This window comes from Paenibacillus sp. YAE3 (assembly GCF_057546105.1).
Genome location: NZ_BAAIYF010000006.1, coordinates 136061 through 156588, shown reverse-complemented (window position 1 = coordinate 156588; position 20528 = coordinate 136061). Strand labels below are relative to the sequence as shown.

Annotated in this window: 24 protein-coding genes; 22 read left to right on the top strand and 2 right to left on the bottom strand. The window is 55.0% G+C overall.

Translation table 11 applies throughout. From position 1 onward, the window contains the following. The first annotated feature begins 199 nt into the window (after positions 1 to 199). The 17 genes from AC27KL_RS13500 to AC27KL_RS13420 all read left to right on the top strand — a co-directional run bounded on the left by AC27KL_RS13500 (position 200) and on the right by AC27KL_RS13420 (position 14807). Complete coding sequence (locus AC27KL_RS13500; protein ID WP_487170022.1) at positions 200 to 1078, top strand: GT-D fold domain-containing protein; 879 nt, start codon at positions 200 to 202, stop codon at positions 1076 to 1078. A 54-nt stretch (positions 1079 to 1132) separates the two neighbouring features. Then, on the top strand, positions 1133 to 2476 hold the full coding sequence (locus AC27KL_RS13495) for a glycosyltransferase family 2 protein (protein ID WP_487170021.1): 1344 nt from the start codon (positions 1133 to 1135) through the stop codon (positions 2474 to 2476). 134 nt (positions 2477 to 2610) lie between these two features. After that, entirely contained in the window at positions 2611 to 2898 is a 288-nt protein-coding gene (locus AC27KL_RS13490) for a nucleoside-diphosphate sugar epimerase (RefSeq protein WP_339323802.1), read from the top strand. A gap of 30 nt (positions 2899 to 2928) precedes the next feature. Next, positions 2929 to 3267: an alpha-helical endospore appendage domain-containing protein gene (locus tag AC27KL_RS13485; RefSeq protein ID WP_339323803.1), complete on the top strand. Its 339-nt coding sequence runs from the start codon at positions 2929 to 2931 to the stop codon at positions 3265 to 3267. Further along, the gene (locus AC27KL_RS13480; protein ID WP_036714360.1) at positions 3264 to 3539 is read left to right on the top strand and encodes a hypothetical protein; all 276 of its coding nucleotides are present in this window, start codon (positions 3264 to 3266) and stop codon (positions 3537 to 3539) included. Before AC27KL_RS13485 ends, AC27KL_RS13480 begins: the two co-directional genes overlap by 4 nt. A 24-nt stretch (positions 3540 to 3563) precedes the next feature. After that, positions 3564 to 3923: a hypothetical protein gene (locus tag AC27KL_RS13475; protein ID WP_339323804.1), complete on the top strand. Its 360-nt coding sequence runs from the start codon at positions 3564 to 3566 to the stop codon at positions 3921 to 3923. A gap of 252 nt (positions 3924 to 4175) precedes the next feature. After that, the gene (locus tag AC27KL_RS13470) at positions 4176 to 5303 is read left to right on the top strand and encodes a CgeB family protein (protein WP_487170020.1); all 1128 of its coding nucleotides are present in this window, start codon (positions 4176 to 4178) and stop codon (positions 5301 to 5303) included. A 90-nt stretch (positions 5304 to 5393) separates the two neighbouring features. Next, positions 5394 to 6530, top strand: coding sequence for a CgeB family protein (locus AC27KL_RS13465; protein ID WP_487170019.1), 1137 nt, complete (start codon positions 5394 to 5396; stop codon positions 6528 to 6530). 145 nt (positions 6531 to 6675) lie between these two features. After that, a complete protein-coding gene (locus tag AC27KL_RS13460; protein WP_487170018.1) occupies positions 6676 to 8094 on the top strand; it encodes a glycosyltransferase family 4 protein in 1419 nt (472 codons plus the stop codon). A gap of 12 nt (positions 8095 to 8106) precedes the next feature. Beyond that, positions 8107 to 9198: a non-hydrolyzing UDP-N-acetylglucosamine 2-epimerase gene (gene wecB, locus AC27KL_RS13455; protein WP_339323806.1), complete on the top strand. Its 1092-nt coding sequence runs from the start codon at positions 8107 to 8109 to the stop codon at positions 9196 to 9198. After that, the gene (locus AC27KL_RS13450; protein WP_339323807.1) at positions 9191 to 10174 is read left to right on the top strand and encodes a polysaccharide biosynthesis protein; all 984 of its coding nucleotides are present in this window, start codon (positions 9191 to 9193) and stop codon (positions 10172 to 10174) included. Before wecB ends, AC27KL_RS13450 begins: the two co-directional genes overlap by 8 nt. Beyond that, positions 10174 to 11022, top strand: a complete 849-nt coding sequence (locus AC27KL_RS13445) for an SDR family oxidoreductase (RefSeq protein WP_339323808.1) — start codon at positions 10174 to 10176, stop codon at positions 11020 to 11022. Before AC27KL_RS13450 ends, AC27KL_RS13445 begins: the two co-directional genes overlap by 1 nt. Then, a complete protein-coding gene (locus AC27KL_RS13440) occupies positions 10983 to 11915 on the top strand; it encodes an NAD-dependent epimerase/dehydratase family protein (protein ID WP_487170017.1) in 933 nt (310 codons plus the stop codon). Before AC27KL_RS13445 ends, AC27KL_RS13440 begins: the two co-directional genes overlap by 40 nt. Next, positions 11912 to 12625: a glycosyltransferase gene (locus AC27KL_RS13435; RefSeq protein WP_339323810.1), complete on the top strand. Its 714-nt coding sequence runs from the start codon at positions 11912 to 11914 to the stop codon at positions 12623 to 12625. The genes AC27KL_RS13440 and AC27KL_RS13435 overlap by 4 nt, the downstream gene beginning before the upstream one ends. A gap of 117 nt (positions 12626 to 12742) precedes the next feature. Then, a complete protein-coding gene (locus AC27KL_RS13430; RefSeq protein WP_487170016.1) occupies positions 12743 to 13180 on the top strand; it encodes a hypothetical protein in 438 nt (145 codons plus the stop codon). Between the two features lie 204 nt (positions 13181 to 13384). Next, positions 13385 to 14608, top strand: a complete 1224-nt coding sequence (locus AC27KL_RS13425) for a glycosyltransferase family 4 protein (protein ID WP_487170015.1) — start codon at positions 13385 to 13387, stop codon at positions 14606 to 14608. A 37-nt stretch (positions 14609 to 14645) separates the two neighbouring features. After that, positions 14646 to 14807 (top strand): hypothetical protein, encoded by a 162-nt coding sequence (locus AC27KL_RS13420; protein ID WP_339323813.1) that lies wholly within the window; start codon positions 14646 to 14648, stop codon positions 14805 to 14807. 89 nt (positions 14808 to 14896) lie between these two features. Here the strand turns inward: AC27KL_RS13420 and AC27KL_RS13415 are convergent, their stop codons facing one another. After that, entirely contained in the window at positions 14897 to 15526 is a 630-nt protein-coding gene (locus AC27KL_RS13415) for a DUF1796 family putative cysteine peptidase (RefSeq protein ID WP_339323814.1), read from the bottom strand. 182 nt (positions 15527 to 15708) lie between these two features. Between AC27KL_RS13415 and AC27KL_RS13410 the strand changes: the two genes are divergently transcribed. The 3 genes from AC27KL_RS13410 to AC27KL_RS13400 are packed head-to-tail and all read left to right on the top strand — an operon-like array spanning position 15709 to position 17531. Continuing rightward, positions 15709 to 16044: a hypothetical protein gene (locus AC27KL_RS13410; protein ID WP_036714372.1), complete on the top strand. Its 336-nt coding sequence runs from the start codon at positions 15709 to 15711 to the stop codon at positions 16042 to 16044. 27 nt (positions 16045 to 16071) lie between these two features. Continuing rightward, positions 16072 to 17133 (top strand): glycosyltransferase family 4 protein, encoded by a 1062-nt coding sequence (locus tag AC27KL_RS13405; RefSeq protein ID WP_487170014.1) that lies wholly within the window; start codon positions 16072 to 16074, stop codon positions 17131 to 17133. Between the two features lie 14 nt (positions 17134 to 17147). After that, positions 17148 to 17531 carry a hypothetical protein gene (locus tag AC27KL_RS13400; protein WP_339323816.1) on the top strand — a complete coding sequence of 128 codons (384 nt, stop codon included), beginning with the start codon at positions 17148 to 17150 and terminating at the stop codon, positions 17529 to 17531. A gap of 73 nt (positions 17532 to 17604) precedes the next feature. Here the strand turns inward: AC27KL_RS13400 and AC27KL_RS13395 are convergent, their stop codons facing one another. Then, positions 17605 to 18519, bottom strand: a complete 915-nt coding sequence (locus AC27KL_RS13395; protein WP_487170013.1) for an NAD-dependent epimerase/dehydratase family protein — start codon at positions 18517 to 18519, stop codon at positions 17605 to 17607. 215 nt (positions 18520 to 18734) lie between these two features. Here AC27KL_RS13395 and AC27KL_RS13390 point away from each other — a divergent pair, with 215 nt between their 5' ends. After that, complete coding sequence (locus tag AC27KL_RS13390) at positions 18735 to 19298, top strand: hypothetical protein (protein ID WP_487170012.1); 564 nt, start codon at positions 18735 to 18737, stop codon at positions 19296 to 19298. 109 nt (positions 19299 to 19407) lie between these two features. Next, on the top strand, positions 19408 to 20421 hold the full coding sequence (locus AC27KL_RS13385; protein ID WP_487170011.1) for a YhcN/YlaJ family sporulation lipoprotein: 1014 nt from the start codon (positions 19408 to 19410) through the stop codon (positions 20419 to 20421). Positions 20422 to 20528: the final 107 nt, after the last annotated feature.

The following is a 20528-nucleotide window of genomic DNA, read 5'->3' as shown; positions in this document are numbered from 1 at the left end:
AGGGAAGAAGGCTGCTCGTGTCAGGAGCGCCAAAAGGCGAAGAAACGGCGTACGGGCGGCCGCCCGATCCGGCAAGCGGCATGCAAGACGCGGACGCAGCCCCTGGAGAAAAGCGGCCCCGGTCTCTCATCGGCGCAGGCGAATGGCCGATTTTTCAGCAGCGTACACTCAAGAACTCAACTTGCCCGGCACGGGGGAGGTGCAGAATTGGCGAACGGACCAAGCCGAAGAGTCGGCGTACGCCAAAGGATTTGACGCAGGTTACAAGGCGGGCGCCGCGACCGGAGCGGAAGAGGAGATGACGTCGCTGCTTCCGCCGTACACGATCCTCCCGGGCGTCTCGGCCAAAGAGGTGATGGAGGCTGGATTACAGCGTTTTTTGCCCCGGCTTCAGCCGCTTTTGAAACCGGAGGAGGTGCATGTTCGCCTCGAACAATCGTTAGCCTTAAAAAAACCGTTGTCGGTCGTTCGGCTGGGGGACGGGGAGCTGCTTGCTTTGGCCCACGACACCGTGCTTCCGCTGGCGCATGCCAAGGCGGCGGGGCCGTTCCTGACCCGAGCCGGGATCACCCTTCCGGATTACGAGGCGAGGGATCGGCTGGCGGAAGCCGTCCGGGGAGCGGACATCATCGGCATTCCGGCGTCGCGGTTGCCTACTTATCAGGGCCTGCTGTTTCCGGTTCTCCGTTATTACGGCATCGGCCATGATCCGCACCGTTTCACCATCTCAACCATAAATTATGCGCTTCATGAGCACAAGCTGCTTCAACCGCTGCTGCGAAACAGGCAAGTGCTGGTCATCGGCAATAAGGCAGAACCGTTGGCTGAAGTCCTTTCCGCCTCAGGTGTGCATATTACGGGGACGGTCGCCCCCGTCAACGGGTTCAGGGACGTTCCTGGCGCGCTTGCGGCGACGGCGCAGCATACGTTCGATATCGCGCTGGTTGCAAGCGGGATTCCCGCGGTCGTGATCTGCCAAACCATCGCCGCGGAGCTTGGCAAAGTAGCGCTCGATTTCGGCCATTTGGCCGATAAGCTCATTTCCGGCGAGCTGACCTATGATGACAACGCATCGTAAGACGGCCGGTGCCCGGCACCGGCGGACATCATGCCAGGCGAGGAGGGTTGATCTATGAACAGGAAAAAAAACGGCGTCCGGGCGAAGGATGCCGCCCTGCGTTACCAAGCCGGGTTTGAGCGGGGCTACGAACAGGGGCTTGCCCAAGGCAGAGAAGCGTTCGGACGCCCGTTCCACGGCACAAGCATCGTCATTCCCAGCTATAACCAGCTGGATTACCTGTCCCGCTGCATCGACAGCATCGAAACGCACACGGCCGAACCATACGAAATCATCGTCGTCGATAACGGTTCGACGGACGGGACGGAAGCCTATTTGAATCGAAAAGCGGGCCGGCTGCGGTACAAACGATTGGAAACCAACCGGGGGTTCGCCGGCGGCGTGAATCAAGGGCTCATGATGGCCAAAGGCGACACCATCGTCATTTTGAACAACGATACGCTGGTCACGGGAGGCTGGCTTACCCATATGCTGCGCTGCCTGGAAAGCGACCCCCGAATCGGCGCCGTAGGACCGGTGACGAATTACATCAGCGGCGAGCAGCAGATCCCGGTGCCCTATAACGACGTGGAGCAGATGTGGGAGTTCGCGGCTGCCTTCAGCCGGCCGGATGCATCCAAATGGCGGCAAACCGACAGGATCGTCGGATTTTGCGTGCTTTTCCGGAAGGATCTGCTGGAGCGGGTCGGTTATTTCGATGAAGGCTTCCGCGTCGGAAATTACGAGGATGACGACTGGATGATCCGGATCCGGCTGTGCGGCCTTAAGCTCGTCATTGCGGGCGATGCGTTCATCCATCATTTCGGCAGCGTCAGCATGAAGAATCTGGGACGGGAACGGTTCGAAACGGTTCAAGGATATAACGAGCGGTATTATGCGGAGAAATGGGGGAATCCCCATGCGTGGGTAGAGGAGGCACGGCAGCTTGGATACCGCGGTGCAAATGGTGAGGCTGAGCCTTGCGGCTCGCCCGCCGACTTTTTCCCCACCCAAGTGCTGATCCGGGATCAAGGGGGACGTCAGTATGTTCTCTGCGAAGGAAAAAAACATCCGTGCAGCGGAATGGAAGAGAAGGCGGGAATCCGGTCGGTTGTGTTGTCCAGGCTGGATCTCCGCAGCATCCCGGCGGCAGAGGCGCCGATGGGGGAACAGGAGATGCTGGCTTTGCTCAGGCCCGCCGAAGGCGAGCTGAGCGACGGGCAAATCGTCAGCTGCGGCGACGGAACCGTCTATCAGTGGCGCCAAGGTTCGGTTCGGCCCTTCGTATCGGACTATGCCCTGAAGCGCTGGAACCTGAAAGAGCGGAACATCGTTCATCTCCCGCCTGAAAAGCTGCGCTTGATCCCCCGCGGATTGCCGATCATTGCTCCCCCGGTGCTCGAAAACCCCGTGCTGTAATAAATTTTTGGCTGCGAGCCGGGTTACCCGTAACTGTATGTAGGCGGCCGGCATAAGATAATAGCAGGCAGAAGCGGATCAGGAGGGGCGGGCCTTCGCGGCTTTTCGCGGAACATCTACAGGAGGAATCGACCATGCAGAATAAAATCGATGAAATGTTAATCCATATGTCCCATTCCCATCAACAGATGGCCAGGGTTCTGGACGCCGAGCGGCAGATGGCCGTCCGGATGTCCCAGATCATTCACGACCTTCCGGACGCCGATCCCGAATTCGACGGGATTAGCGGATTGATCGAGAACTCCGGGCAAATCAATAAAAGCATCATCGCCTATCTGGGAAGTATCGCGGATCTTCAGGAAGCGCTCGCGGAGACTCTGAATCATGTCGTGAAAGAGCTCGGCAGCCATGAGGAAGAGTAATTGGAGACTTGATATAGGAGAGTGCTGCAGATGAGCAGGGAGCAGGCATTTTTGCATATGCTGGACGCCGCATCCAAAATTCAGTGGAACATTGCGATGATTTTGGAGGCAAAGGCGGTTGAGGCGGAGAAAGTCCGGAACTGGGCGATCAACCACTTGACCGCGGATGCATTTGAAACGCATGATCATCAGCTCAACGAACCGCTGCAAATTCACGGTCAAATCGTCGAGCTGCTCGAAGGTTTGACCAAACTCGAAAACGGGCTTTGCAGCAATTTGAAAGCCGTGCTCGTTCAGGATGAAGGAGGCTTCGGCGGCGAGGACGGCATGTTCGGCCCGGGATTCGATATGGGAGACATCGAAAAATGAGTCTTTTCGTAAGAGAACAGGAAGCAAAGCTTGAGCTGATCGCCTCCATCGCGCGCAGCCAGCAGGCGCTTGCCCGGATTCTCGGCAGCATTGCGGATATTTCCTCCCATTCGGAATTGTCCGCGCGGAGTTTGAGCGAAAACATCCGTCTTCTCACGCAGTATCAAGCCGCCATGTGCGAGATGCTGCAAGGAATCACGTTATGCCACCCCCGCAGCGGTACTCCTGCGCCGCCCTGGTTAAACGCATCCCGACTGCCGCATGCACGATGACCGAACTAACAGGAGGAATAACGGATGAAGACCAAGAAACGTGTTTCCCGGTCCGCGAGATCCGGCACCCGGAGGCGGAAGCTTCTCGTTGCCCGAAAGGCCCGAGCGCAAAGAACGGGAAAGCTCCGTGCGAACAAAACCAGGCCGCGCCGGCTTGTCAAGGGCAGAAAAAGACGGCTTTCCCGGCTTGGCGCCCTTCGCAGGAAGCGCAGACGCGGGTGGGGTAACCCCGTCCTTCCGGCTCCGGTAGAGCAGGGCTCGCTGCCGCAATCGCCGGACGTCGCTTATAATGAAGGATACGACGAAGCTTACAACGAAGGTTTTAATGCCGGATTCGCCAAAGGCTATGAAGATGGGCATCAGCTCGCTTATCAATCGAAATGAGGATTTGGCCAAAATCCTGAAATAAATGAGCAGGGATAGGAACACAGTCAAGCCTTCGCTCCATGGGAAACCTATGGGGTTGAAGGCTTTTTTGCGCCCGTAAAACGTGATACGCGCCAATTTCCCGCCCGAAAGGCAGTCGTCCATGATGCATGTGCCTCTTCCGCATATATTTATCATTATAGAATGATATAAGCCTTCGGCGAATGCCGAGCCGGCTTAGATCAGCCGCAAATAGGAACACTTTTCCGCATGTTACATGCGGCCGGAATTCTACCTTATTTTACGACAGGCAGGGTGAGAGCTGTGGAAAAAAATGTTGCAGAACAAAGTGAAGGTTACCGAAGCGGTTACGGTGCCGGCTACCGGCTCGGCATTTGTCAAGCCGTCGAGAAACGAGTCCCGCCGCCGCCGCCCTATTTCCGGGATATGAAAATACTTTACGTTCCCCAAGGCTTTCATGCCATTGATCAGGGAGTTGCTTCGGCGCTCCGCAGCCTGGTAAAGGAATGCATCGTCGGGGAAGCCCCGAAAATGCTGGAGCTGGCCGTCAAGGAACGGCCCGATCTCGTCCTTGTCATGAACGGGCTGCACATATTCCCCGACAATCACCTGGAGGATGTGGCCAGAATCCGGGGGATGGGGATCAAAACGGCGATTTGGTTCGTGGATGATCCGTATTTTACGGAAGATACGGCCCGCATGTGCACGGGCTACGATATCGTGTTTACCCATGAACTCAGCTGCGTCCCGTTTTACCGCGGACTTGGCGCGGCGAAAGTGCATTATTTGCCCCTGGCCGTCAACACCGCCATGTTCAAGCCCCAACGTCCGGCCCCCCAGCATTTGTACGACATTTGCTTTATCGGCAACGCCTTTTGGAACAGGGTCGCGATCTTCGACGAAATGGCCCCGTTTTTGGAAGACAAAAAGGTGCTGATCGCCGGCGGTTTTTGGGAAAGGCTGAAGGAGACCCGGATCCTCGGGCGGTTCCTGCACCTGGGGTTCATTCCGCCGGAGGAGACCGTGAACTATTACAACGGGGCAAAAATCGTCATCAATATCCATCGCCCGGACGAGTATGGGCAGGACAACCGGAACACCCACCGCATCCGCGCCAAATCCATCAATCCGCGCACGTACGAAATCAGCGCCTGCGGCACGATGCAAATTACGGACATCCGGGAGGATACGCATTCGCATTACCGGCCGGGCTACGACATCGAAACCTTCGGTTCGGTCAAAGAGCTGCAGGACAAAATCAGCCATTACCTGGCACATGACGACGAGCGCTTACAATTGGCATGGCGCGGTTTATGGACGACGCGAAAAGAGCATTCCTTCGTTTCGAGAATCAAAACGCTGCTGGAGCATGTTTAACCAAAACTTATTCAAAGACGGGGCACCGAACCCCGAAGTTCGATAGGTCTGAAAATTGTTGAAAAAAAAGAAAGAGGAGCGGGTTGTCACATGTCAATCGTAAAACACTGGAACATGGTGCACCACTATCAGCCGAGTCCGGCCGAAGAAGCGCGGGCGCGCGGACGCGAGGCGGGTTATTCGGGGGGATACGAAGAGGGATATTTAAAGGGCCGGGCCGACTATATCGTCAAAAGCCACACGGAATCGTTCCCTTTCCGCCAGCTTCATGTCCTGTACGTCGCCTCGGGGAAAGGGTTCCCGTATTCTCCGATGGACGAAGCCATTTCGACGACGCTGCGCGGGCTGGTTGCCCAAGTCACCGTCATTGAGCCCGGCCAGCCGGTCAGCGAAATCGCTTATCAACTGATGCCGGACCTCGTTCTCGTGCTGGACGGCATGTTTGTTCAAAACGAGCAGCTGGACGATATCCGCCGCCAAGGGATCAAAACGGCCGTCTGGCTGACGGATGATCCGTATTACACGGATATGACCACGGAAAACGTCAACCATTACGATTACGTATTCACATTGGAATCCAACTGCATTCCATATTACCAGCAGCTTGGCTGCAAGCAGGTTTATCATCTGCCTTTCGCCGCTTTTCCGGATTTTTACAAACCGGCAAAAACGCCTTCCCCGCAGCGCAGGGACGTCAGCTTCATCGGTTCCGCCTACTGGAACCGGATCGAATTCCTGAGCCCGATCATGGACCGGTTAATGCAGTATAATACGCTCATCAACGGCATTTGGTGGGACCGCCTGCCCAATTTTGCCGCTTACCGGGACCGGATCGAAGTCAATAAATGGATGGGACCGCAGGAAACGTCGGATGCTTACAACGCCTCGAAAATCGTCATCAATCTTCATCGTTCCCACGAAGATGATTCCGTCAACAACAATGCCGTAAAAATTCCCGCCGCATCCCCGAATCCGCGCACGTTCGAAATCTCCGCCTGCGCCACGCTGCAGCTCACCGATTCCCGAAGCGACCTCGCCAAACTTTATACGCCCGGCAAGGAGATCGAAACGTACAACTCACCGGAAGAGCTGTTAGACAAAATCCAATATTATCTCCATCACGAGCAGGAGCGCAGGGAGATCGCCCTGAACGCGCTGGACCGCACGCTCCGCGAGCATACGTACGGCCATCGCTTGAACCAATTGCTGTCCATCGTATTTCCGTAAAAAGGGGAGGTTCCCCTCCACTTTTGGACATCTGGAGGGGAGCATATGTCGTGCCGGTACAGATTCACTTCTAATATATTGTATTACTTGGGTGAAAGGAGGTGCGAATCGTACCCTGTGCTTTTTTGCAGCGGTCTCAACGCCCATGATGACGTATAAGCCTAAGATGATGCTGTTCTCCCATGTCAGCAATACAAGCAGCATCACGGGGGCCGAAAAGCTCCTGCTGATGTTCTGCCTTCAAATCGCGCCTTATTTCGAGTGCATTCTGGTCGCTCCGCAGGAAGGCAAGCTGACGGCTTCTGCCCGTAAACAAGGCATGACGGTACGAATCCAATCCTGCCCCTTGCTTTTTGGCATGTATCAGCCCGGCGAACGGCTCGAACAGGAAGCGGAAGGGCTTCGGCACCATCCGGATTTTGCTTCGGTTGTCCGCTGCATGGCGGAGACGGCTCCCGACATCGTCCTCACCAATACCATCGTGAACGTGATGCCCGCCATGGCTGCCAAATTGCTTGGCATTCCGGTCTTATGGAAAATAACCGAAACGATGCAAACGACGGCATACACGTCTGCGGCCACGGCCGTGATAGAGAAGTACAGCGATTGCCTGATCGCGATTTCGGAGGCGTCGGCCCGCGTCTTTCGCGGAACGGTCTCCAAACCGATCACGCTGCTTCCCCCGTCCGCGGACAATGAGCTTTTGCAGCCTTCCCAAATGCTGATCCGGAACGGCTATCGTAAAATTCTCCGCCTGAAGGACTCCCATATCTGCATCGGCTATATCTCTTCTTTTATCCATCCCGAAAAGGGGCTGCTTGAATTCATCCGTATGGCGAAAATTCTGGCGGCGTCGTACCCGAATTGCCGGTTTGTCGTGATCGGAAAACCCGCCGACCAGTCCTATTACGACCGCTGCGTTCAGGAAGTGAATGATTCCGGCCACCGAAATTCTTTCCGCTTCATCCCGTTTGTGGAATCGGTGCATTCGGCTTACAGCGCCATGGATATCCTTGTCGTTCCTAGCATGGTGCAGGAAGGTTTCGGGATGACGGCGCTGGAAGGCATGCTTTGCGGCAAGCCGGTCGTATCCTTCGATTCCGGTGGTCTCGGCGAGCTGATGAAAAATACGGGCAACGGTCATTTTGCGGTTCCGACGGGCGACTATGGAGCGCTGGCGGCCAAGGTATCCGAACTGGTCAATCAACCGGAGTTCCTGCAGTATACCGGAAGCATGAACGCGAACGCCGCTAGGAACGCATACGGCATGGAGACCTACCGGCAGCGGGTTCACGGATTCGTTCAGGAGCTGCAGCGGGGATGCCCCGATTGGATGAGCGGGGACGTTTCCCGCCGCGTATCCGCCGCGGGCGTCCCTGCGTTGAACGTTCCGCCGCCTCCGGCTGGGCAAGCTGCCCCGGCAAAAAGGAAGGCGGGCAGGAGAAGGAAACATGCAAGGAAAGCAAGAAGACCGGCGGCCGCGGTTCGAGCACGCCGGATCCAAAGAAAGGCAGGAGCAGGCAAACGTTCCAAACGTCGCTCCAAGTCCATTAAACGAAAGTAGGGGACGGACGCTATGAGAATCATGACGATTTTGGGCACCCGGCCCGAAATTATCCGCCTCAGCCTCATCCTTCCTAAGCTGGACCGGTATGCAGAGCGGCATGTGCTGGTGCATACCGGGCAAAATTTTGCAGAAAGGCTGAGCGGCATTTTTTTTAAGCAGATGGGCTTGCGCTCACCGGATTACGTTTTGCAGGATGCAGCCGCAACGCTTGGGGAACAGCTGTCGTCCATGTTCCTTCAAATGGAGCGGATTCTGGAAAAGGAGAAGCCCGATACCATCCTTCTGCTTGGCGATACCAACAGCGCGCTGTGCGCGGTGCTTGCCGAAAGGCTCGGATATCCCGTGGTTCATATGGAAGCCGGCAACCGCTGCTTTGACCTGGGCGTGCCTGAAGAGAAAAACCGGCGGGTCATCGACGCGATCTCTTCGATCAACATGCCGTATACGGAACAGAGCAAAAAACATTTGCTTGCCGAAGGTTTTCCCAGCTCGCGCATCGTGCTGACGGGAAATCCGATCTATGAAGTGATGGAGCACTACAAGGATTCGATCGAAGCAAGCCGCATTTTGAACAGCCTCTCCCTGAAGCCGAAGGAATATTTTTTGGTTACGGCCCACCGCGCGGAGAACGTGGATCATCCGGAACGGCTGCGGCAAATCGTCGAAGGGCTGAACATGATCGCGGAAAAATACGGCCGCCGGCTCATCTGCAGCATTCATCCGCGAACGGCCTCCCGCATTGCGGGGCTGAAAGATTTGCGCACGCACCCGCTGGTGGAATTCCACGAGCCTTTCGGATTTTTCGATTTCGTCAAGCTGGAAAGGCACGCCTGCTGCGCATTGACGGACAGCGGAACGGTCCAGGAGGAATGCTGCATCATGCAGGTTCCCACCGTCACGATGCGGCATACGACCGAACGCCCGGAAACCGTCGACTGCGGCAGCAACATCGTATCAGGCCTTGAAGCGAAGCATATCGCGCGCGCGGCGGACCTGATGATCAGCTTGAACCGGGAATGGGTCTGCCCGGAAGGGTATTTGGCCAAAAACGTCTCGGATAAGGTAGTCAAATTTCTGCTTGGAGGGAAAGTGCATGTTTGAAAATCAACGTATTATGGTGACTGGGGGGACCGGATCCTGGGGGTATGAATTGGTTGCCCAGCTGCTTATGCAAAATCCGAGGGAGGTGATCGTGTTCTCCCGCAACGAATCGTCGCAAGTGGCGATGAGCCGGACGTTCGAAGACAAGCGCCTGAGCTTTCGGATCGGGGACATCCGTGACAAAGAGGCGCTGACCGCCGTTTGCCAAGGCATCGACTACGTGTTCCATCTTGCCGCGCTCAAGCATGTTCCGGTGTGCGAGGACCAGCCGTACGAAGCGCTTAAAACCAACGTCATCGGCACCCAAAACGTGATCGAAGCAGCCATCGACAACAAGGTCAAGAAAGTGTTTTACATCTCGACCGACAAGGCGGCCAACCCTTCGAATTTTTACGGCATGACCAAAGCCATCGGCGAAAAGCTGGTCGTGTACGCGAATCTGCTCAACAGCGAAACCCGCTTTGTTACCGTTCGCGGCGGCAACGTGCTTGGGACAAACGGCTCCGTGGTGCATGTGTTCAAGGACCAGATCCGGAGCAAAGGCCAGGTGCTGATTACGGACATGGAGATGACCCGGTTTTTCCTGACGCTGCCGGACGCGATTAAACTGCTGTTCAAGGCCGCGGAGGAAAGCTACGGCGGGGAAATCTTCGTCATGACGATGCCTGCTTGCAGAATCGTGGACCTGGCGGAGGTGCTGATCGAAGCTTCCGGCAAAGAAAACGTAAGCATCGTGGAATCCGGCATCCGCCCCGGAGAGAAGATCCACGAAATACTGATGAGCGATTTCGAAAGCATGACGACGGTGGTATACGACGAAGAGTACCTCGTCATCCTGCCGACGCTTCATATGCCCGAGCTGAAGGAACGTTACAAACACTGCAGACCGGTAGAATTCAGCAGCTTCAGCTCCAACCATCATTTGATGAATAAAGAGGAGATTAAAAACATTCTCCAGCGCGGAGGGTTTCTGTGATGAAACTGCTTATTCTTGGCGGAAACGGAATGGCGGGCCATATGCTGGTTCATTACTTTCGGCGTCAGGAAAAACATCACGTCTTCTACACCACCCGGGAAGCCCGAAGTCCCGGGGGACTTTACCTTGACGCCTCCGAACCGTGCATGGTCGACCGGCTGCTGGATATCGTCCGGCCCGATGTCGTGATCAATGCCATCGGCGTCCTGAACCATCATGCCGATGACGACCGGATCAATGCGTATCATATCAACGGCTTTTTGCCCCACCGGCTCTGCCGGGCCGCGGACCGGATCGGTGCCCGCCTCATTCATATCAGCACGGACTGCGTCTTTGAAGGAACCCGGGGCGGCTACACGGAGGAAGACCAGCCGGATGGAACGAGCATGTACGCGATGACCAAAGCGCTGGGCGAAGTGCGGGCTCCGGGGCATCTGACCATCCGGACGTCGATTATCGGTCCGGAGATCCGAAGCCATGGCATCGGGCTCATGCATTGGTTCATGTCGCAAAAAGGAGCCGTTACCGGCTACCGCAACGTCATGTGGAACGGCGTGACGACGCTGGAGCTGGCGAAGGCAGTCGATCGCTTCATGAATTCTTCCGTGTCGGGTTTGATCCATCTGGCCCACCCGGTCCCGATCTGCAAACATGACTTGCTGCTGCTGTTTCAGGAAATATGGGATCTTCGCGACGTCGTGGTTTTGCCTGTCGACCAGCCGGTGCAGGACCGTACGCTGGTGTCGACGCGGGCCGACATCGATTATGCCGTCCCCCATTACCGAGACATGCTGAAGGAGTTGAAGATATGGATGAACGAGCTTCCCTCCGCAAGCGCGTCATTATGATTACCGGAGCTTCGGGATTTACCGGCGGCCATGCCTGCCGGTATTTTGCCGGGCTCGGCATGCAGGTCGCCGGCATCGTGCGGCAAACGCAGGCACTCCCGGCCATCGACGGGGTAAGATACTATGCCTGCGATCTGATGGATAAGCGGAAGCTTGAAGAGCTTGCCCGGCAGATCGCTCCCGACTATGTCCTTCATCTCGGGGGGAAAAACTCGGTCCCCGAATCCTGGGCCGATCCGCTGCTCTACATGGAAACCAACGTGCTTCCGACGCTTTATTTGCTGAATGCCCTTCGCCCGTTTCCGGCGTGCCGGGTACTGATCGCCGGAACGAAAGCCGTGTTCAGCCTCACCCCTCCTTATCGGCCGCCCCATCCGTACAGCTTAAGCAAAAGCCTGCAGAAGGCGGCCGTCATGTCCTGGAGCTGCCTGTTCGGGCAGCCGGTCATGCTGGCGGAGCCGTCGAATTTGATCGGACCCGGGCCGTCGACGGGCTTTTGCGCTTTGCTGGGCCGCTACATTGCCGCATGGGAAAGAGGAGAGGCGATGAAGGCCTTCCGCATTTCGTCGCGAGCCTCGCGGCGGGATTTTCTGGACGTCAGGGATGCCGTCCGGGCTTACGGCATCATGCTTGAAAAGGGAACGCCGGGAGAGGTCTACACCGTCACGTCGGGCAAAGAACGCACGCTTGAGGAAATTGCCGTTTTGTTCATGAAGGCTTCGGGGAGCGATGTCCCGGTCGAGTGGGGGGATGAGGACGATTCCATCAAGGAGCGGGATTCGCAGGTTCCGATGGGCTTGGAATCGCTTGGCTGGAAGCCGTCCATTCCGATCGAGAGGTCGATAACGGACATTCTTCAATATTTCCGCACCGGAGGGGGAGGATCCAAATGAAACCGCTGGTTACGATCGTCATTCCTTTTTACAACGATCCTTACGTGGATCAAGCGGTGCAAAGCGCGCTTACGCAATCGTACAGGCCGATCGAAATTATCGTCGTCGACGACGGTTCGACGATGCATGCCGACCGGTTAGGTCCGTACATGCCGTATATCCATTATCTAGGAAAGGCCAACGGCGGCACCGCAAGCGCATTAAATCACGGAATCCGGTATGCTTCGGGGGAATATGTCGCATGGCTCAGCTCCGACGATATATTTTACCACGATAAAATCAACCGCCAGATCCAGTTTATGCTGGAACGGGGGGCGTGGATATCCCATACCAACTTCGATTATATCGATAGGCAAAGCCAGATCGTACAGCATCGTGCCGGTTTCGCTTTTCACGGGACGGCGGACTTTTACCGCACTTTTCTGATCAACAATCCGGTCAACGGTTGTACGGTGATCATGAAAAAAGAACTGTTTTACCATATCGGATTGTTTAACGAGTCCCTCCCTTATACGCATGATCTGGATTTATGGATCAGGGCGATCCAGGCAGGCATATCGTTCCCGTACCTCGATGAGGCGCTGGTCGGTTACCGTTGGCACGAAGCGATGGGCACGCTTCGGTATCAGGATCTCATTCGGCAGGAATATGCCATGACGCAGGAACGCGTCCGGAACGCGATCCATCCGATTTTGTCGATTATGGGATAATATCGAATTCTACTGCTTCTCCCTTCTTCCGGTTTTGTATGAATAGACTGGATGGTTCGTCCATGCATGATGCGAAACTCTAGCATAATCTATGGATGAAAGGAGGGAGAATTCCTTATGCCAAACCGTTTGATAGATAGCCAGATTTCCCAAAACGTCTCCACCGCAGGCGCAGTCAGCATCCCTGCCAGCACAACCCCTGCTTTGTTCGGCACGCTTGGCTTGAACACAGCCGCCGCAGGGCCGAATCTTTCCGTTCACTTCACGGCAACCGTTACGTTGAGCGCTGTCGTTGCCGTCCTCGCTCCTGTAACCATTACGATCTTCCGGGTGGTTGACGGGGTATCCACTCTCGTCTATTCCGCTACCGAGTCGCTGCCGGTAGGCACGTTGCTTCTGACGACCGACGTCATTACCGTAACGGGCATCGATTTGTTGACGACGAACCCTGGATTTGTCGTCTACCAGGCCTTCGTCAGCATTCCTGGAGGACTGACGGTCATTCCGAACCGGGTAGGGCCCGAAAGCTTCGAAGCCGTGGCCTACTCCGACTAATTCAACGGCGCTTAAACGAACTGGAATCACCGGAAATGATGTTCCGGTGATTTTTTTGTCCGAAATTTCCGAACATTCCGCGTGAGGGGGTTCAAGAGTCGTGTCCCGGCGCATCGTTTTCCAATATAGTATATTGTCGGCATCGTCCATTAAACCATCAATGAGTCCGGCTCCCGTCGCCGGATCCCATGGGAAGGAGAAGGCATGAAGATACTGCTAGCGACATACTGGCTGATTCCCCATGTCGGCGGAGTATGGAAATACATGACGCAAATCCAGCAGCGGCTGGAAGCCATGGGACATCAGGTGGATCTGCTCGGAAACAGCCCGGATTACGCCAAATTCCATATCATTAACCGCGGCCGCGAAATCTCCAAGGAATGGATCCGCCCGCTTGTGGTCACCAAGCTGGCCAGGGAGTACGCGCCCTTGCTGCATGCGGATCCCCTCATTCACTATTATGAGATAGACCGCTATATGCTGGAGCTTTCGGCCGCGTGTTTCGGGCTGGATCAATATGACATCATCCATACCCAGGATATATTTGCTGCCCGCTCGCTCGCCCGGGTGAAGCCGGCACACGTTCCGTTGATTTCGCAGGTTCACGGCTCCGTTACGGGGGAGCTTCACAACCATTTCCGGATGAACCCGCAGCTCGGCATCAACGAGCATTCGCCAGCCTGGAAGTATTTCCCTGCCGTTGAATCTCGCGGCGCTGCGTCCGGAAACGTTACGATCACGTCGACGCAGTGGCAGAAAAACCTGCTCGTCCGCGATTTCGGCATTCCTGAACATCGCATCAGCGTTTTCCAATACGGCCTGGATGCCCAGGAATTTTGGCATAAAGCCCATATGGGAACGGATGTCAGCCGGCCGCCGGATAAAAAGGTGATCATCTGTCCGGCAAGGCTGTCGTTCGTCAAGGGGATCGATGTGCTGATTTCGGCGCTCGGCATCCTGAAAAGCATGAGGCAGCAGGATTGGGTGTGCTGGATCGTCGGAGACGGCGATAAAAGGGAGGAGCTGTGGAACCAAACCCAAGCTCTGGCATTGCAGAACGACGTGGTGTTTTTCGGCGAGCGCCATGATATACCGGCCCTGCTTCTGCAATCGGACATTTTCGTTCATTCCTGCATCCAGGATAATCAGCCGTTTTCGGTGATGGAGGCACAGTTCGCCGGCTTGCCGGCATGCGTGTCGAATGCCGGAGGACTGCCGGAGATGGTGGAACATGGCGCGACCGGCCTGGTTTCCCCGGTGAAAGATCCGCTTACGCTGGCACAGCATCTGAATACACTGCTAGGAAACGATGAATACCGGCGCATGCTCGGTCAAAATGCGGCGCGCTGGGGACAGCAGCACTGGTCGCTCGATCAGATGATTTCCAGGCTATTGAACGAATATGCGAGGGTAGCTTCAGGAGCATAAACGGCCGAACCATGAGCCAAGGAAGGGAGGAGACGACGTGTCTGAGCCTTATATGGTCATCGGCGATTTGTATAACCGGATTTTTGCCGTGCAATCGTCCCATGTCGATCTGATGGTGAATTATGCGGTGTGGAACCGGATTTTCGAGCAGCTTCCAAAAAATTACACGCTTCCGGATTTGGAGGTTTTGACTTTCTAAACGATTGAACAAACAGGGATCCAGAGCCAAAAAAAGGGCCGCCCAATTCGGCATGTCACGTGTCCGGATCGGCGGCCTTCATCGATTCTTCAGCGAGTGGATATATGAATTCCGCTTAATATTTGTCCCCATAAGTGATCATTTCCCAGCCATTTATCGGCGTTCGGCAATTGAATGGAGCAGACCTTTTCAAGCGGCCAGTCCAGTTCCACGATGTCGTTGACAGGGGTATGGTTAATCAACAGCACCCGAAAATCATGCGCGACAAGACTCGATAAAACCTCCTGGAGTTCTTTGGCTTGTTCGAACGTGCCTTCCGTGCGAATGAACAAAATTTTACGGCTGGTTAGCATTTTTTCCATGAACCGCTGCACGCGGCGGTCATATTTGGCTTTTACGTAAGGATAAGCTTCAAGATTGGGGGGGAAGTTGTTGTGGGTAAAAAAGTCGTGATTCGACAGAAAATCGTAATACGTGTCGCGCACCAAATAAAGCTGCTCGCTGACTTTATTTTCAACGACGAGGTTGTTGTAGACCATGAAATGGGCGAATCGGTTCCTTAAAAGGCGGTTCACGTCGGATAGGTTGTAAGTCGCCATCCAATCGATCGGACCGGCATAATTTCGCAGGCCGAATTTTTCGAGCTTCATTGCGGCGAGGCATAAGTCTCCCAAACTGAAAATCGCGTCGTAGGATCCTTTGAGATCGGCAACCCTCATATTCTTTCATCCTTTCTTCCTAAATTGCGATTCGCAATATAGTAGATGCGAGATCCGCTTCTTTCGCTTGTATTCTCGCTTATTCCCGGAAGAATAGGTTTGCGGCGGGCGTTAAACGCCCTTCCACTTGGAGCGCAGCCACATAGGATAGGATTAAGACTTGACTTTCAGGAGGAAAGGTTATGTCCATATTACGGCTAGAAGCCGCTCCTTTTGCACCGATCGACTCTACGTATATCCAGTCCGTCGATCTTGAAATATGCAATGTCGGTACGGAAGGTTTTGAGATGCTTGTGCATGGCTACGGCGAACAGGGACTGTTTTACGTTCAGTTGATCCATGTCGGTTCGGGCAGCACGGTTCCCCTTTATCATATGATGACGGAGCATAAGCCTTTTCAGCTGGTGCTGGTGACGAACGTCAACGATTATACGCATACCGCAGTGACCGTTAGAGTCCGCAACCAAGGCAACCTTGTCGCTTTGTTTACCCAGGAGGACATGTTTCGAATGATCTGACCGTTAAGACGCAAAGGAGGGGATGCCATGAACGTGCTGTTTGTGTTTTACGTGCCGAGCGGCGGCATGGATACGTTGAATCGGCTTCGCTGCAAAGCCCTTGCCAGATACGGTATCCATGCTTCCTGCCTTTACTTCCATTGGGGGGCGGGGGTGCAAAATAACGACGGGGTCCCTATGTACATTACGAACAACGATGAAGAGATCCGGGGAATTCTGGCCGCCGGGAATTACGATGTCATCGTCGTCACGACGGATCACAAAAGCTTTCCCCGCTTCAGGCAGCTGGGATATACGGGAAAGCTTGTACTGGAAATTCAGGGGTACGGCGCCAAGGAATATGCCCGCCAGCAGCTGATCGAAGCCATTCCTTACGTGAACACGTACGCAAGTGCGCTGCTGAATCCGAGCACCCCGCATATTGCCGCTTTGTTTCGGGAACTGTTTCCGAATATTCCTCAGTATAATTTCCCCAATTTTTTTGATTCCGAGAGCTTTACCTACCGGCCGGGACCGATTCCGGAACGTCCGGTGATCGCATGGCTTGGACGCATGGAAGACAATAAAAACTGGAGGGAATTCCTTCATATCGGCTATCAGCTGTCTTTCTACGTTCCCGATTTGAAACTTTGGGTTTTCGAAGACCCCAACTTGTCGATTCCCCATGAACGCGAACAGTTCGATTCCGTGGTGCATCAATTGGGACTTCATTCGCGTTTAATCATGCATTCGAACGTGCCAAACCATCAGATGCAGCATTATTTCTCGGCCATAGGCGATTCGGGCGGTTTCGTGTGCAATACATCCAAGGTGGAAGGCGGCCCGTTATCGGTCCTCGAAGCCATGAGCTGCCGCTGTCCGGTGCTGGCGACGAATTCCGACGGGGTGGCTCTTTGCATCCGTCATAACGAAACCGGCAAAAATTATACGCTTGGCAATATTGCGCAAGCCGTGCAGGAGGGGCTGGACTTGATGCATAACGCTCCGCTGAGGGAAAGCATCCGAAGCGGCGCGTTAAAACGGGTGCAAACGGAATTCAACCCGCATCTGTACTGCGTGCGTTTTATTGATATGCTGTATCACATTTGATGGGAGGAATTCGCGTGACGGCAAAATACAACACCAGGGTGGGGGCGGCAGCGGGAACCTTCATGCCGTTTACGGTCGGTCCCGATGAGATTGTCCTGACGGGAGTCACATTGGAAGGAATCGCCGAGGGCGACCGCGTGATTTTGGATATCGACGTATCCTGGCTGAAACCGATGTGCGATCTGGGAGAGCTCGAACTGATGATTCGGAGGGACGCTCCGGACGGACCCATCATCTATTGGACGATGGAAACCTGCTATGCCCAGGCCCGTACGAGGGAAGAATGCGTTTTGGCGGGCGACGGCACCATGCGCCATTTTTTCCTTACGGCCCGCTCGGTCGAACATAAAGCGCAGCTTGCCGCGTATTATTTGGAAGGAACGGTAGATGCTCCGTAAAGACGAATAGAATCATACGGATCAAGCCGACTCCGGCTGCCATCAGCCGGGGATCGGCTTTTTTGCATTCCCTTTACCGGAAAAAGCTTTGGTACGTCAGCTGGAGTCCTTCCTCGATGCCGTATGCAGGCCGCCAATTTAAATGCGCCAAGGCTCGTGCGTTGGACAAGCGGCTGTGGCGGATGTCTCCTGCCCGGTCCGGACGATGGACGCAAACGGTTTTTTGGCCATGGTGCAGACGAAGAAGCTCAACCAACCGATTGACGGAGGTCGCTTGGCCGGTGCTGACATGAAGGATTTTCCGTTTCCCTGACGTTTGGGCCGCTGCCAGGGCAGCGACGACATCTTGAACGTAAATAAAATCCCGCGTTTGTTCCCCGTCCCCATTAACCGTTAAGGGCATGCCTTGCCGGAGCTGGTTCAGGAAAATGGACACGACGCCGCCTTCCCCTTTCGAAGTTTGTCCGGGACCGTAGACGTTCGCGAACCGCAGGACGGTCCAATCCAGATCGAACAATTCGCCGTACAGCCGGACATAATGCTCCGCCGCATATTTGGATAATCCGTAAAACGAGATGGGAACGGCGGGGTCCGTTTCCTCCAGCAAATCCTTTTGCAGATTCCCGTAAACGCCCGAGGTGGATGCAAACACGAATTTTCGGACTCCGCCTTGGCGGCAGGCCTCCAGCATGTTCAGCGTACCAAGCACATTGATTTCGGTGTCTTCCCGCGGATGCTGGATGGAATGCTGCACATCGGCTTGTGCCGCTAGATGAAACACGGTATCCGGCTGAAGCGCAACGATCGCCTCAAAAGCGGCAGGCAAGCGAATATCCTCCTGATGCAAGGTCGCGCCTTGAGGAACGTTCCCCGCCTTGCCGGCCGACAAATCATCGATGACATGTACCCGATGCCCCATATCGATCAAATGACGTACTAGATGCGAGCCGATAAACCCGGCACCGCCCGTCACTACCACCGTCGTCATGTCATGACCTCCTTAAAAGGCTATAATCATGAGATATCGTATGTGGCAGCGGCATCATTGGCATTAGGCATTGTCCCGATTTCGATCTGGCGCCGGGCATCTTGGGGAAAGAGGTAGTAAAAAGCTTCCAACGGGGTAATATGTGAATGACATCTTTTTGCCGGGGCCGAATCGTTCATGCATGCAAAATACGCCATGCGAAAGGGGAAAGTTAAATGAAAAAAAGGGTTTTGGCGCTTATCGTTGCGCTTGCAGCCATTCTGATCGCCGGCATTGCGTATTTCTTTCGCCCCGATCAAACCGAAGCGCCGGGTAAGCCGGATTCTGCGGCCGGACGATCGGATTCGCTTCCGGTCTGGGTAGATCCGCAAGACGTGACGGCGGTCGAATGGGAGGGGAAAAGAACGTCATGGCTGCTGCAGCGTACCGATTCCAACGATGAGGCAGGGGAAGGGGGATGGTCGCTTAACGGCAAGCCCGCAGCGGAATCCGATGCCATGCGGGTGCTGTCGCAGATGAACTTGCTTTGGGCCAAAGGGGCGGCACAAAAGCAACCGGTTTCTTCATTAAAAAATGAAATAATCGACTCTACCGTGACCGTTGCCGGCATGGCTAAGACGGAAGAAACCGTGTATTTGATCGCAGCCGAACCGTCAGATCCGGACAGGGTATGGATCATTCCGCCGGGGGCATCTTTTGCTTACCCTGTATTTGTCAAGGATTTGGAGTTGCTGGAAGGGGCCGTCGACAGGCTTAAATCTGCAACTCCTCCGGCCTGATGCTGCCGCTCAAAGGCCTTCAGGATGCCAAATCCTTTCAGCATAGCGCGTCAAGCGCGAGGTCATCCTAAACGATGTTACTACATTAATTATAACGGAGGATGAACTCATGATACGATCCAAAGCCATTAGTCTTTCCGTATCCGCCGCACTGATCGTCAGCATGGCCGGATTGGCCGGCTGCGGCACGAGAGAACCTGCCAATACGAACGTGCGCACCCGCAACGTTCATGACGGGCGGATGCTGGATACCCGTGACGGCAGACTGAACGTCAACTCTTTGAGAAACGGCAACCGTTTTTCCACCTACAATACGGACGGCAACTTCGGCACGCGAAACGCAAGACATGACCTGTCGAACCTGACTTCGGCCCAGGACGTTGCGGATAAAGTGGCTGCCTTGAAGGAAGTGCGCACGGCCAACGTCCTTAAGGCAGGCAACAGCGCGTACGTGGCAGTCTCCCTGGAACACGGCGCACAAGCCAATCATGCCACGGACGGCACCCACGGCCGTTTCCGCAATAACAGCTTCGGCACGATGAACCACGGCGCCAGCGGCAGCAACAGCAGCTTTAACACCGGCGCGGCAGGCGTGAATACCCGCGGTTTCAACGGAGCGGCAGGAACTAACGGCATGGGCACTACCGGCAGGGGCGCAACAGGCGCTGGCACAACCGGAACAGGAGCAGGAACCGGGACAGCGGGAACAGGAACAGGCGGCAACTTCCGCGGATATACGACGAGCGCCGGCGAGCCGATTACGAGAAACAACGGATTTAACGCAACCACGCCGGGAACGGCCGGCACAAGCCAAACCTATTCGCAAAATTATAACGTAAGCAACGACGTAAAAGACAAAATCACGAAGATCGTCCAAAAAGCCGATCCAAACATCACCAATGTTTACGTATCTGCTAATCCTGATTTTGTCCAACGCGTCAGCAATTATGCAACCGATGTGAGAAACGGCCATCCGATCGGCGGCATGGTGAATGAGCTTTCGACGATGATCGAACGGATTTTCCCGACGAATACAAGCACGACCGACCATCGCTTAACCCCGATGGGCACGACGCACAACGCTCCCGGCAAAACGCCTGCAGGCAGACACATGACGCAGTAAAAAACAAACACAAAAAGCAGCTTTGCGCATCATTGCGGGCTGCTTTTTGGTGTTTTCGGAAGGGCGGCATAAAAAAATGACGCCGGCGATCCAGCGTCATTTTGTTA